The sequence below is a fragment of the Microcystis flos-aquae FACHB-1344 genome (assembly GCF_014698375.1).
GTDB lineage: Bacteria > Cyanobacteriota > Cyanobacteriia > Cyanobacteriales > Microcystaceae > Microcystis > Microcystis aeruginosa.
The window spans coordinates 1-13299 of the sequence record NZ_JACJSW010000127.1; the positions used below are offsets into that span (position 1 = coordinate 1).

The 13299-nt window shown below is 42.1% G+C and carries 12 protein-coding genes and 2 pseudogenes; 8 read left to right on the top strand and 6 right to left on the bottom strand.

The window, feature by feature from the left end:
• The coding region (locus tag H6G48_RS10915) for an RNA-guided endonuclease InsQ/TnpB family protein (RefSeq protein WP_190721679.1) at positions 1–341 on the bottom strand (341 nt) is incomplete at its 3' end.
• 91 nt (positions 342–432) lie between these two features.
• Here H6G48_RS10915 and H6G48_RS10920 point away from each other — a divergent pair.
• On the top strand, positions 433–3054 hold the full coding sequence (locus H6G48_RS10920; protein WP_190721664.1) for an O-linked N-acetylglucosamine transferase, SPINDLY family protein: 2622 nt from the start codon (positions 433–435) through the stop codon (positions 3052–3054).
• A gap of 112 nt (positions 3055–3166) precedes the next feature.
• On the opposite strand, the pseudogene H6G48_RS10925 reads toward H6G48_RS10920, so the two are convergent.
• Positions 3167–3380, bottom strand: a pseudogene (locus H6G48_RS10925) (IS30 family transposase); the annotation flags it as partial.
• A gap of 171 nt (positions 3381–3551) precedes the next feature.
• On the opposite strand from H6G48_RS10925, the gene H6G48_RS10930 reads away from it, so the two are divergent.
• Positions 3552–4358 carry a creatininase family protein gene (locus tag H6G48_RS10930; protein WP_190721666.1) on the top strand — a complete coding sequence of 269 codons (807 nt, stop codon included), beginning with the start codon at positions 3552–3554 and terminating at the stop codon, positions 4356–4358.
• A gap of 7 nt (positions 4359–4365) precedes the next feature.
• Here H6G48_RS10930 and H6G48_RS10935 read toward each other — a convergent pair whose 3' ends face one another.
• Positions 4366–4533 (bottom strand): hypothetical protein, encoded by a 168-nt coding sequence (locus H6G48_RS10935; RefSeq protein ID WP_170915340.1) that lies wholly within the window; start codon positions 4531–4533, stop codon positions 4366–4368.
• A gap of 469 nt (positions 4534–5002) precedes the next feature.
• Here H6G48_RS10935 and ndk point away from each other — a divergent pair, with 469 nt between their 5' ends.
• Together ndk and H6G48_RS10945 are read left to right on the top strand one after the other, a co-directional pair.
• A complete protein-coding gene (gene ndk / locus H6G48_RS10940; protein WP_002780036.1) occupies positions 5003–5452 on the top strand; it encodes a nucleoside-diphosphate kinase in 450 nt (149 codons plus the stop codon).
• Positions 5453–5575: 123 nt separating this feature from the next.
• A complete protein-coding gene (locus H6G48_RS10945) occupies positions 5576–6949 on the top strand; it encodes an HD domain-containing phosphohydrolase (protein ID WP_002796380.1) in 1374 nt (457 codons plus the stop codon).
• 2 nt (positions 6950–6951) lie between these two features.
• Here H6G48_RS10945 and hpnH read toward each other — a convergent pair whose 3' ends face one another.
• Positions 6952–7968, bottom strand: coding sequence for an adenosyl-hopene transferase HpnH (hpnH, locus tag H6G48_RS10950; protein ID WP_190721668.1), 1017 nt, complete (start codon positions 7966–7968; stop codon positions 6952–6954).
• A gap of 132 nt (positions 7969–8100) precedes the next feature.
• Here hpnH and H6G48_RS10955 point away from each other — a divergent pair, with 132 nt between their 5' ends.
• On the top strand, positions 8101–8700 hold the full coding sequence (locus tag H6G48_RS10955) for a DUF1517 domain-containing protein (protein WP_190721670.1): 600 nt from the start codon (positions 8101–8103) through the stop codon (positions 8698–8700).
• Entirely contained in the window at positions 8657–9589 is a 933-nt protein-coding gene (locus H6G48_RS10960; RefSeq protein WP_190721672.1) for a hypothetical protein, read from the top strand. The genes H6G48_RS10955 and H6G48_RS10960 overlap by 44 nt, the downstream gene beginning before the upstream one ends.
• Positions 9590–9655: 66 nt before the next feature.
• Here H6G48_RS10960 and H6G48_RS10965 read toward each other — a convergent pair whose 3' ends face one another.
• Positions 9656–10171, bottom strand: coding sequence for a phycobiliprotein lyase (locus H6G48_RS10965; RefSeq protein ID WP_190721675.1), 516 nt, complete (start codon positions 10169–10171; stop codon positions 9656–9658).
• 61 nt (positions 10172–10232) lie between these two features.
• Positions 10233–10901: a HEAT repeat domain-containing protein gene (locus tag H6G48_RS10970; RefSeq protein ID WP_012267935.1), complete on the bottom strand. Its 669-nt coding sequence runs from the start codon at positions 10899–10901 to the stop codon at positions 10233–10235.
• Between the two features lie 303 nt (positions 10902–11204).
• Between H6G48_RS10970 and H6G48_RS10975 the strand changes: the two genes are divergently transcribed.
• Positions 11205–12734 (top strand): hypothetical protein, encoded by a 1530-nt coding sequence (locus H6G48_RS10975; protein WP_190721677.1) that lies wholly within the window; start codon positions 11205–11207, stop codon positions 12732–12734.
• Between the two features lie 172 nt (positions 12735–12906).
• Positions 12907–13269 (top strand): annotated as a pseudogene (locus H6G48_RS10980) (RpnC/YadD family protein); the annotation flags it as partial.
• Positions 13270–13299 lie beyond the last annotated feature (30 nt).

Here is a 13299-nt window from a genome sequence, read left to right on the forward strand (position 1 = left end):
TTGGTAAATTCGGCACTTCCTCCCTGATGTTTTTTCTTAAAGTTAGGATACTTAGTACGACCAGCAAGGAAATTAGTAAAAGCTGTTTGTAGGTGTCTTAACCCTTGTTGTAAAGGTACACAGCTTACTTCATTGAGAAAGTCTAATTCTTCTTGCTTTTTCCAATCGGTCAACATTGAAGAAGTTTGAGCGTAGCCTACTCTTTCTTGCTTTTCGTACCATGCTTGTGTTCGTTCGTGGAGAGCTTTGTTGTAAACTAATCTTACACAGCCCAATGTGCGCCGCAATAGCGACTCTTGTTCTGGTGTCGGGTAAAATCGAAACGAATAGGCTTTTTCCATATCCCGCATTCTAGCATATATTTCGTAAACGATGCTCATATTTAACAGTAAAGCCGTCGTAGAACGACGGGGTTTCAGACCCAAATTTTCGATGATCAACAGTAATCACCAACAAGCGATCGAGCTAATGTTAGCATCGGGAGACTATAATCAATTATTGTTATTCTGTCAACAAGCGCTCGCGGTTCATCCGGAAGTGACTGATTATTATCCCTATCTGGGATTAGCTTATCTGCTGCTAGAGCAGCAAGCAACAGCGCAAGAAATTTGGTTATTTTGGCTATTACAATCAGAGTCTAGTCAAGATTTAATTATGCTCCTCAAAAAAGAGATAATTAGAAATCTCGATTGCTGGCAGTTTGGCCAAGCTAAATTAATCTATCTTCAGTGGCTAGAATTAGAGGAAATAGAAGGGGATGAAGAGATAGAAAATTATGCGCTGACTGCGATAAACTCCTGTCTTCAAGAGGTGCAAGAGGCAATTAATCGGCGAGAATATACTTTAGCTGAGGACTTTTACTTAAGAATTTTATCTTGGCGTGAACAATTAGCTTACATCTGGCACGATTTAGGATACTTATACTATATAATTAACCGACTAACAGAATCTTTTAACTGTTTAGCACGAGCCATAGAATTAGAGGAAAATCAAGCCTTATATCATTATACCATGGCCATGGTGCTAGAAAAACAATCACGTTTAGATACAGCTTTATCAGCTTATCAAAAAGCGATTGATCTCAATGCTAATTTTGTCGATGCTTATAATAAACTGGGCAATTTATTTTATCGATTAGGGCAGCTAGAGTCAGCCGAAAAATTCTATCAGCAGGGAATTAATAAACAGGGTGATTTTTATCCTTTTTATATCAATTTAGGCAATGTCTATTTAGTTAAACAAGCTTGGACAGAAGCAAAAAATGCTTATAAAACTGCCCAACAACTGGCAGGAGATAGAGGAGAAATTAGTCAAAATCTCTCCCTTTGGGAAATTCTGCAAGCTGACCAACAAATTGCCGATATTTACTCAGGTGATTATTTTTATCAAAGAAAAATCTATCAATTAGCATTAAACTATTATCAAAAATTATTAGCAATTAAAATAGAGGACAGCAATTTTTATTTAAATTGCGCCCATTGCCATCTCATTCTTAAAGAAGAAAAACAAGCTTTAGAAGTGTATAAAAAAGGCATTGCCTATCATCCAGAAAATATTGATTTACATTTGCGCCTAATTTGGTTACTACAAAATAATTATCCGATCGAGGTGGCAATTCAAGCAACTAAATCAGCTTTAGAGTATCTTCCCGATCACCTATCCCTGAAGTTAGAATTAATGCGGTTAATGCCGATAGTTTACACAACTCAAGCAGATATTATGCTGTATCGATCAAACTACGAGAAACGGTTAGATAATATCTTATCCAATCTTGATTTAACCAGTACTAATCAACAACAGGAGGCTTGGAAAAGTATTGGATTAAGAACTAATTTTTATCTTCAATATCAAGCCAAAAATGATTTAGAACTACAAAAAAAATATGGAGAATTGGTTTATAAAATTGCCTCGGTTAACTTTCCTAATTGGGTGAAAAACCTAACCATGCCTACGGGAAAAATTCGCCTTGGCTATATTTCTGCTCACTTGCGTCATCACACGGTAGCGAAACTCTTTCAAGGATGGTTGCAGTGGCGAAATCGAGAACAATTTGAAATTTATTGTTATGGAATAGATATTAATAACACCTTCGATAATTTTACGAGAGAATATCAAGAGCAAAGTGATTATTTTTATCAGTTTGATAATCTGGTCAATATGGAAACAATTGCCCAACATATTTTAGATAATCAGTTACATATTCTGGTTTATTTAGATATTGGTATGGATGCTCGTACTACCCAACTAGCAGGATTGCGTTTAGCTCCAGTACAATGTGTAACTTGGGGACATCCAATCACCTCAGGATTACCAACCATTGATTATTTTATCTCCAGTGAATTAATGGAACCTGTGGAGGGAGATAATCACTACAGTGAAAAATTAATTCGCTTATCTAATTTAGGTATTGCCTATGCCAAACCTTCCCTTCCTCCCCAGAGGAAAACTCGTTTAGAGATGGGATTAGCCGAGGATAAAATCATCTACTTAAACTGTCAAAGTTTATTTAAATATCTGCCAGAAAATGACGATATTTTTCCTAGAATTGCCAAACAAGTTCCCAACAGCCAATTTATTTTTATCTGCCATCGTAGCGAATTTGTGACCCATTGCTTTCAGTCGAGATTAAGTCAAGCTTTTAATAGGTATGGACTCAATTGGCAAAATTACGGGGTAATGATGCCACAGCTAGAACAAAATGATTATTTTCAGCTTAACTTATTAGCAGACATCTATTTAGATAACTTAAGTTGGTCGGGAGGAAATACCACCTTAGAAGCAATTGCCTGTCAGCTTCCAGTTGTTACCTGTCCGGGGGAATTTATGCGCGGCCGACATTCCTATGCTATCTTGAAAAGATTAGGAATAACTGATACAATTGCTACGGATAAAAATCACTATATTGAAATTGCTATCCGTTTAGGTTTAGATAATCAATGGCGACAAACAATCAAAGATTATACTAAAATGAATATCGATACAGTATTTAACGATCGAACCTCTGTAGAAAGTCTAGAAAGATTTTATCAATCTGTAGTAGGAGAAGGTAAATAAAACTTTAGGGTTACATAGGGTTTGCGGCAAAAAGTTTGTTGGGGTGTGGGGTATGGGGAAGAAAACCACATAAAGTTCATTTTGTCAAGGATTTAAGATGCTCTTACCCTGGGTTTAATCCTCTTTCCCAAAAATGATAAGGAGTAGCAAAATAAAAATCTGCTCCTAGTTTCTGACTCAACTCTTGATGTCCACAAAATTCTTTGACCTTGTCACAAAGGTCGGTTTTTCTTTTGTCAGGGGGAATCTCTTGGAAAAGTTTTTCGGTGACAAGGGTTGATTTCCGATGCGGTTTTGTTCTTGGCCAATGCTGCCACGCTTATTTTTCGCTCCGCTTCGACTCTTTCTTTTTCCTCGTCTGGCCCTATAGGTATTCTTGATGCTCTCCATAGTCTCGATAGTTGACGATTGGCCACCTTGCCAAGAATTAGTGATAAAATTACAATATAAACAGTAATTTTTTCCCCCAAGCATAATCCCTCACCCCCAATAAAATTATGATGCACGGTTTTATTCCCCCACATCGTTATTTTCCCTATCTTACTTGGACAGATATAGATTCAATGCCAGATAAGGAAAATGTGGTAATTATTCAACCCATCGGTGCGATCGAACAACACGGACCCCATCTACCTATTGCCGTCGATGCTGCCATTAGTTTAGGGGTTTTAGGCAAAGCTTTCGAGAAATTAGATACAAACATCGCCGCTTTCGCTTTACCCTGTCTCTACTACGGAAAATCTAACGAACATTGGTCTTTTCCCGGTACGATTACCCTCTCGGCAGCCACCTTATTAACCCTCATTCAAGAGATAGCTGAAAGTCTCTATCGTTCGGGTTTTCGCAAGTTAGTATTAATGAACTCTCACGGTGGGCAACCGCAAGTTATGGAAATTGCCGCTAGGGATATTCATCAACAATATCCCGATTTTTTAGTATTTCCTTTTTTCACTTGGCGAGTTCCCCACAATGCGGCTGAATTATTCTCGGAATATGAATTAGAATACGGTATTCATGCAGGAGATGTGGAAACTAGCATGATGTTATCATTACTGCCAGAACAGGTAAAAATTGAGCGGGCCGTCCGAGAATATCCTCAAGGTTTGCCAGAAAATAGTTTGTTAACTATGGAGGGAAAATTACCCTTTGCTTGGTTAACTAAGGAATTAACTAAAAGTGGAGTGATGGGAGATGCTACTAATGCAAGTAAAGAAAAAGGCGAGCGATTATTAGAATCTGTTGCTAATGGTTGGGTACAGGTGATCGCTGATGTTTATCAATTCCGTCAACCGAAGTTATATTAATAGAAGATTAATTAGAGTTGTTAATAAGCTGTACTGCATTTAACCTGCCTATTGGTAATTTTAGTACAAAGGATAAAACTCCATCTCCCTTCTCCTTTGATTCAGTAATTTGCTCACCATCTTCCCTTAACATAAATAGAGGAAATTTTAACCAGATAAGAGTATTTTTTTCCATAATCATTAATTTCAATCATGAGTTTTATCCCTGAGGTTGTATAATTTTTGTCCACGGTAACAAAAAGAAAAGAAACGACATTTTTTACCATATTTTTTCTGGGGGATAAGAATCGAAAACAGAATCAACGACTAGGATAATTAGGGGCTGCTGAATAAATCTAAAAACCTTGTTGGATAAGGCTTTTAGACTTTTTTTCCTCAAAAAGTGCCGACCATTGGAGGGATCGGGGGTAAAATTCCTGGACTTTTTCCCTGAAAATTAGGTAACTGACTACCTCAAAATCGGTAAAACCCTACACCCCACACCCCACACCCCACGAAAAACTTTTTGCCGCAAACCCTAGCTAAATCGGACAGCAAGCTAACTCAGCAATTTAAGCGAAAACTCTGCCATTCTCTAGGATGCCATTCCGGGTTAATCTGGGTTTCGGACGCAATTTTTCGATGACTAAATTTTAAGAGGCAGTATGGAACGCACTTTCTTAATGATTAAACCCGACGGTGTGCAGCGCAATCTGGTGGGGGAAATTATTCAACGCTTTGAAACTAAAGGTTTTACGCTGGTTGGGTTGAAAATGATGCAGGTTTCTAGCGAATTAGCGGAAAAACACTACGCTGTTCATAAGGAAAGACCCTTTTTCCGTTCGTTAGTCGATTTTATTACCTCCTCCCCCGTGGTGGCCATGGTTTGGCAAGGAGAAGGAGTAATTGCCTCCGCTAGAAAAATTATTGGCGCCACTAATCCCCTCAATGCTGAACCTGGTACGATTCGCGGTGATTTTGGCATTAGTGTCGGACGCAATCTTATCCATGGGTCCGATGGTCCAGATACGGCCAAAGATGAAGTTAGTCTCTGGTTTAGCGATGCAGAATTAGCTAATTGGACTCCCGCAATCACTCCCTGGGTGGTAGAATAAACCCCTTTGAGGCAGTCAGGAGCCGGTCGTCAGGAGACAGGAGACAGGAGATTGCTTTTATTTATTCTCCCTTCTCCCCTCTCCCTTCTCCCCATTTCCCCAACCCCCTAATATTCGGAAATTATGACCGTAGAATCCAGCTTACAACAGTTAAAAAGAGCTTCATCGGGACGATTACCCAGCAGTTACGGGGTCTATTTTAAGAATACCCTTGTGGCCCTCTGTCATGCTCTTGAAGATCATATCTTGCAAACTAGCAGCCCAGATAGTACAAATAAACCACTGGTCTTAGTCACCTTTCAACAGGGAAAATGGTATTTACAGGAAGCTGAGCGCTATTTAGATATCGCTCGCTCTTCTCGTCATATTGCGATCGCCGCCGTGGCCGATAGTGGTTTTTCTGAGCATAAAACCGGCAGTTTAGAGAATGTTTCGCTAGTGAACTTAGATAATAGCGATAGTTTGGTTAATGAGTGGAATTTAATCATTCTTTCCCCCGATTACGCCTCCATGGTACTCTGTCATGAGTTATCCCCGGAAGAATACCGGTCCGATAGTCAACCCCAAATAGACACGGAGCGAAAATTCTACGGTTTATGGACATTCGATCGCGATTTAGTCGAAAAAGCCGCTAGGATCTTAATTGAGCGTCTGCATCCTTATAATCCCAGTCTAGCGGCCGATTTAAGCAGACAACAGCAGGAAATTAGTCAAAATATTAATCCCATTCCCACGGATTTAACGGGAGTAGTCTCTCGCATTGTCACCTATCTGCAAACCAGTCAACAGCAGTTAGTCACCGTCAGCAGACAAACGCGAGAATTAAGCGACTTAGAAGGACAAGCATCCCGTTTAAATAAAAATTTGGCCGCTAATAAACTGCAAGCTTTTCTAAGAATGGCTCAAAAGGTCGATGAAAGAGATATTGATAATCCCCTTGCTTCCCTACAGGTGGCCGCTTTAGCGGAAATGTTGGGACAATTGCTCGATTTACCCACCCTGAGATTACGACGCTTACGATTAGCAGGTTTATTATACCGCATCGGTCTAGCGGAGGCTCCGATCGAAGTTTTTAGACAGCGTGCCAGTCAGTTAGAGGGAGCAAATGCGTTATTTTGGCGGGATCGATCGGTGTTAGGCGCACAATTACTCGCAACTATGCCCGAATTAGCCCCAATTCAACAGATTATTTACCATGAGTTTGAATACTGGGATGGTAGCGGGGTTCCCAACGGCTTAAAAGGGGAAGAAATCAGCCTAGAGTCGCGAATTTTAGGATTATCCGCCTATTTTCAGGAATTAACTCAACCGCGAGGCGACCGACTAGCTCTAGATTTAGGAGAGGCCCTAGAGCGCTGTCAAAATTATAGCGGGATTCGTTTTGATCCCGCTTTGGTAGAAAAATTAAGTTCGGTAATTCGTCTGTGCGAAATGGGATGGATGCAATTACCCGATCGCCCTAGTCAAGTCCCCGCCGTCTGGTTAGAATCAGTTTAGGATTAGACTCCGATTAAACTCTGCATGGCACGTCTCATATTAGCCGGTTTAAAAGCTGCCATGGCTGCGGTCGGTTCATAGCCGCAATGTACCATACAATCGGCACATTGCGGATTGCCACTGGCCCGACCGTAGTTATCCCAATTGGTTTCTGCTAAAAGTTCCCGAAAGCTTTTGTAATGACCTTCGTTGAGCAGATAACAGGGTTTTTGCCATCCTAAAAGACTATAGCTAGGACTACCCCAAGGAGTGCATTCATAGTCCTGTTCACCGATGAGAAAATCGAGAAAGAGAGGATTATGGTTAAAATTCCACTTTTTCTGGCCTGATTTCCAGGGTGAGAGAATTTCTCGGAATAAAGCTCTAGTTTGCTCCCGTTTCAAGAAACTATCTTGATACGGGGCCCACTCATAACTATAACCGGGGGAAATCATCATGCCATCGATGCCCAAAGTAGCGAGAAAATCGAAAAATTCCTGCATTTCTCGCGGCTCTGTGCCTTCAAAAACCGTGGTATTAGTAGTAACCCGAAAACCTCTCACTTTCGCCGCTTTAATCCCTTTTACTGCCTTATCGAATACTCCCTCTCGATCCACACAGCGATCGTGATGTGCTTTTAAACCGTCCAGATGGACACTAAAAGTAAGATAGGGTGAAGGAGTAAATTTATCCAGGCTTTTCTCCAATAACAGGGCATTGGTACACAGATAGACAAATTTTTTTCTGTCCACTAACCCCTTGACAATTTCATCGATTTCTGGGTGTAAAAGCGGCTCGCCCCCGGGAATGGAAACCACGGGAACCCCACATTCTTCCACCGCTGCGAAACATTCTGCCGGGGTGAGATGATTGCGGAGGATTTCCGGGGGATGTTGAATCTTACCGCAGCCAGTACAGGCTAAATTACAGCGAAATAGGGGTTCTAGCATTAAAACTAAGGGAAAACGCTTTTTTCCTGCTAGACGCTGTTTCAAGATATAGGAAGCAACCACTAAAGCTTGTTGCAGTTGGACAGCCATTTGCTCACACCAAAATGATTCTAAGTAATTATAGACTGTTAGCAGGGCATCAAGGCATAGGGGCCTAGAAAATGGCAAAATAAATAAAAGCTGAGGGCTTTTTTGGCTGTTTACTTTATCACTGGATAGATTATGAGTTCTTTAGGCGATCGCTTCAAGAAATTTGCGGGTAAAACTCGCTATGTGGTCTGTCGCTTATTTTTGCATCTCTACGGCCAAGAAATCGCACCGCTGATCGGTATTCTTAATCGTACTGGCCGGGAGGCGATCGATTCCGAAGGCGATTTAGAGGTCATGGGAGAGGGTTTAGTAGAAATTTGTCAAAATCTGCTGCAGATGAACCTCTATTGGTTTTCTATAGCTAATGAGGGCGATGTTTTTTGGAATGAGGGGGAAGCGGGAGACTACCTTAACGAACTGTTTACCGATTCCGCGGCCAGATACCTAAGTGAATCGGTGTCTCTGGAAGTGGGGGAAAAGGAACCCTTAACTTTACCCGTCACCGATAACTTAGTTGTTATGATCACAATAGCATTCGAGGGTGAGAGTGCTGCTTTAGAAACTAGCCTAGCCGATCGAGAGGCCCTGGAAGATGGTTTAAAATCAATAATTAACCTCCACTACCAAGGTCGGCTGCGCGCGATTCAGGTACATTTTTCTCCTGCTCAATTGGGAGATGAATTGACCAATGAGCAGCTATTACTCAATTTCCCCGAATTGCTGCCTTTATAGTCTTAATTTTGCCATTATGCTGCGCCAAGTAACGACAATCCTTTTAATTCTTACCCTTTGTTGCACAACGGTGGCCTGTGGTTCCTCATCAAATCAAACTCAGTCACCGTCAGCTAATAACAGTAGTGTAAGACAAGAATCCAATCAGGTTAGTAGCGGTCGCTACGAGGTGCAACAAGCTACCTACGATGACGGAGATGGCACTTATACCTTAATGCTCTTAAACACCCCTGGGGGGACTTCTCCCCTCTTTCGCAGCACTAACCTGCAAATGGCTAGATTAAGCGATGAAGCTATCGCTAAAGGGGAAAAAACCGCAGTAGAAATCAACGGTGATCAGGCTACCCTGTACATGACCGAAGATTTTAAAATTGAGTATGTCCATAATGTCACGGAAGTGCGGAACAATCCCCAAACCGGACAACAGGAAACCGTAGTGATTCGACAAGAATCGAGTTTTTGGAGTCCTTTTTTCGGTGCTGTTGCTGGTCAAGCTTTGGGTAGTTTGCTCTTTCGTCCTCAATACTACGTTCCTCCCCTCTATACTCCGGGAGGTGTGATGACCGGTTTTGGTGGTTACGGTTCCACCTATAATCAGGCAGTGGATCAATACCGGACTAAACATAATAGTCCACCTCCGGCGGTCAAAAATCGGCAAACTCTCCGGTCTACTGGCAATTTACGTCGTTATCCCAGTAATACTTCCTCTAGTCCCAATCGCAGCAGCACCACCACCACAAAACCCAGTGGTTCTGGTTATGGTTCCAGTACCCTGAAGAATTCGGGTAAATCTGATACTGTCAAACGTTCTCCTAGTTTCGGTTCCTCCGGTTCCCGACGTACCCCTAGTCGTAGTGGTTTCGGCAGCAGCAGACGCGGCCGACGTTAGGAGGATTTGACTGGAGTGGTGGAAGATTAACCCTGTCTTCCCCACCTCAGACATTGGGGATGGCAGCTACTTAGAAGCAACCATTTTGCGAATTTCCGAATAGAAAACCGTCTGGCGATCGCCATTGGCTGACTGAATAATACTGGTACGCAATCTCAGATTAGGACTAGCAAACCAGATTCTTTCCTCGATACGATGGTGATTATCCTCGATGGTTAAAGTTAAAGCTTGATCGCTTCTGAGATGATATTCTCCCAGCACTGCCGATTTACCGTCCGATGTGATTAATTTTCCTTGCCAAGAATTTTCTGAGGGTAGCCAAACTAAATAGCTAGAACTGATTTTTTTCGGTTGTCCATAGTCCACGGAATTATCCCAAGTCGCTTTCCATCCCCCAAGATTGGCCTGGGACTGACAGTTATTTTCTAAACATAATTGCACCACATCGGCAGCATCGGCAGCCAGCAAATCGATGGTGATTTCTGCTTTATTATTGGCAACTTTTTGGGCAGCTAATTGATAACTGGTACGCTGAGAAAACCATTTACCCGCACAGAGATTAATAAATTCTTGAATGTCCATGAATGGCTGTAGGCAAAGATCGATCGCTCTGGAAGAATAGATTATTTATTCTATCCTATACCTAGACGTTGGCCAATTTTTGCAAGGATAAACGGGCCGCTTCGCGCACTTGCGGGTGTTCGTCTTTGACCAAAAATTTTAGGGCTGCGATCGTTTTTTCCGCCGGAAGATGGCCTAAAGCTTCCGCTAATCGCTGCCGGATTAACCAGTCATCAGAGTTAACAAAGGTTAAAAGCTTCTCGACGGTTTCCACTGCTTTGATTTCCCCAAGAGCGGCAATAGCGGCCTGTTGAATAACCGCTTCGTTACTATCGAGAGCCGATAATAACACCTGTTTAGCCCGAATATCGCCCAAATTGCCCAAAGCGACGGCGGCACTAAAGCGGACTAACCATTGCGTGTCTTCGTAAAAAGCCCGTTGTAGGGGTTCAAAAGCGCGAATATCTTCTAAATAACCTAAGGCCCCGGCAGCATCGGCGCGAATGCCATAATCGGCATCATTGGCTAACAAATCCACTAGGATAGGAAAGCATTCCTCGGTTTGTTTGACTCCCAAAGCAAAGACAGCCATCGATCGCACTGGCAGCATTTCATCATAAAGGACTTTTTTGATCAAGGGTACAGCTTCCTCCGGGGTCACTTCTCGCAGGGATGCCAAGGCCAGCAGACGATCTTTAGAATTGCTACTTTCTAACTGGAGGGCAATGGCTTGTGTATCAGGCTTACTCATTTTTGTCAACCACTTGTAATATTTCTTTAATTCTAACGCAATTCTTGGCAATTCAGAAACGAGAGCGGGGAAAGGATTTCTTGAGGATTTCTTAAGGATTGAGGCGAGAGTTGACTTCCTCCGGGAAACTATAATTTAAGTATGGTAATACGATAAATGCTAGGCTTTCTGATAGATTCAGGAAAAAAATATAAAGCCCCACTCCCCTTCAGGTCAGCGAGGTTGAGATTTAAAAAACAGATAGCCTAGGGCTAATTGACTTGTCTAGCGGCAACTGCCACACCTAGACAAGCAGGGGGTATTATGGTGAAACATCAAGTTTTTAATACTGGTTCTTTGACTCTAGACACGGAAAAAGAGCAGCTCTTTGTGTCCGTGACTCCAGACTATCAAAAAGGCCCCGGCATTCAACGAGATGGTATAACCTCCCCCAGAATGCAGGATCCTCATGCAGTGCAGGATATAATGTTTCCTCGACTTACTCGAACTGCTATTCCTGGCCTAGACTCTACGACCAATGCTTACGAGCAGAGAGCGGGTACTTGGACACTTTATCATCATCTCAAAGAATTCTGCGCTCAGCGAGGACAGGATTGGCTAATTATTGGCGCCCAAGGTTGCGGGGATCTAACGATGAATCCGTGGCATCTTGCCTATCTTGGCCCTAATTACTACATAAAATCCTTGCAAAATCAATTATGTGGAATGTTTCTCCCCGGAGGCTATCAAGAACCGATCAATCAGCGCATCTATCGGTGTTTGGTCAAATGGTGTGATGCTATGGCTACACACCTCGGCCATCGTTATGAATTTTTGGATTTAAAATTTATGGCTGGAGGCGCAAATATAATACAGATTAACGATCCGAAGGTGGCCCGCAAATATGATGCTTTTTTAAGACCGCTACCTGGATACAATCCTGATTTACATAATATCGCCCCATTTTTAGAGTTTGCCCTAGGGGGAAAAACTATTATTCAACAAGGTGATGTGGTTCCCCTATTTACTGCTATCGATCGATTCCAAGATGTACGCCATATTTTTTGCCTGCCTTATCAAATTCCCTGTGCGGGGAATTTTAGGAGGCAGGGTATTGATAAAATTAACTTGGGGGAATATCAACTCTACGGCGATTTGAATGCCAGGCGTGCCGCTTTAAACGGACCGATTATCGTAGAAACTCAGTTAAATCCTCTCGGCGGTTTTCTGCAGATCAATCTGGGTGATCCTGCTGTCGCTGACGAATTGACGCGAAATAACTTTAAACAAGTTAATTTTTCTCCGCGTCGGGCAGGAGAATATTTTCCTTACCCCGGAGGAGATACGGTAGAAATTTACTTTCCCAAGAGCATCTATCCTTTCGGAATTTTGGGAATGTCCGGTCAAAGAATTATCTGTTTTGCTTCCTCGGGATTATCGGGAAGAATTGGCAATACCCTAGAAGGGATTACCCTAATTATGAGCGATGGATTCAGTGCGGAAGAAGCGATGGTTTTAGATGAAGGATTTGACGTTTTTCAAATGATCAATCCCATGAAAGATGATCATGCTTTCACTTATACCAACGAGGAATTATTGGATAGAGTCTTAGCTTTTACCTACGATCAAATGCTTCTAGATACGGCTGCAAGCGTTAAATATCCGGTGAATGGTCCCGCACTAGGTGGAAACATGAGACAATGGCCTCTCAATCAAAATTTATTGGACCAAGTGGAAAATGATTATGGCACCAGAGCAGCTGGTCTAGATTATACGGATATCTTTCCGGTCAGGTTAAGTCGCTCGCAAATCAGAAGTATTTTGATTGTTGCTGTCCCAAACAATCCCCAATAGGTAGATTCAACCCGGTGCGTCTCCATTTTGTAGAAATACCTAGGGTTTGAACGAGCCAATTGGCGATCGCAATCTCGGCATGTTCCGCTTACCTTATTCGCTAAAAAGCATACAGGATAAAGGTTACAGCAATTTTAAAACCCTTCCCTTAAAAAATTAAGCGAACAATGAGTTATTACCCTTTGCCGTCCTCAGCAATACCGATGACCCCGAACAGGTGTTAAGTCAGGTGTCCCGTTCTTTAGAAACTATCCCCGAAAAACAGGTGCAAAGCAATCTCGCTGCCACCACCAGTATTCTCGCTGGGTTAGTATTAAATCGAGAGACGATTAAAAAAATCCTTCGGAGTGAGATTATGAGAGAATCCGTCATCTATCAAGATATTTTAGAGGAAGGCAGAGAGGAAGGAGCATTAACCGCTAAATTAGACTCTATTCCCCGTTTATTGGCTTTAGGATTAAGTGTAGAACAAATTGCCCAAACTTTAGACTTAGATATTGAACAAGTACCAGAAGTCATTGAGGGACAAAATTGAGTGAAAACGGACAGTATTTTCTATCGTCTC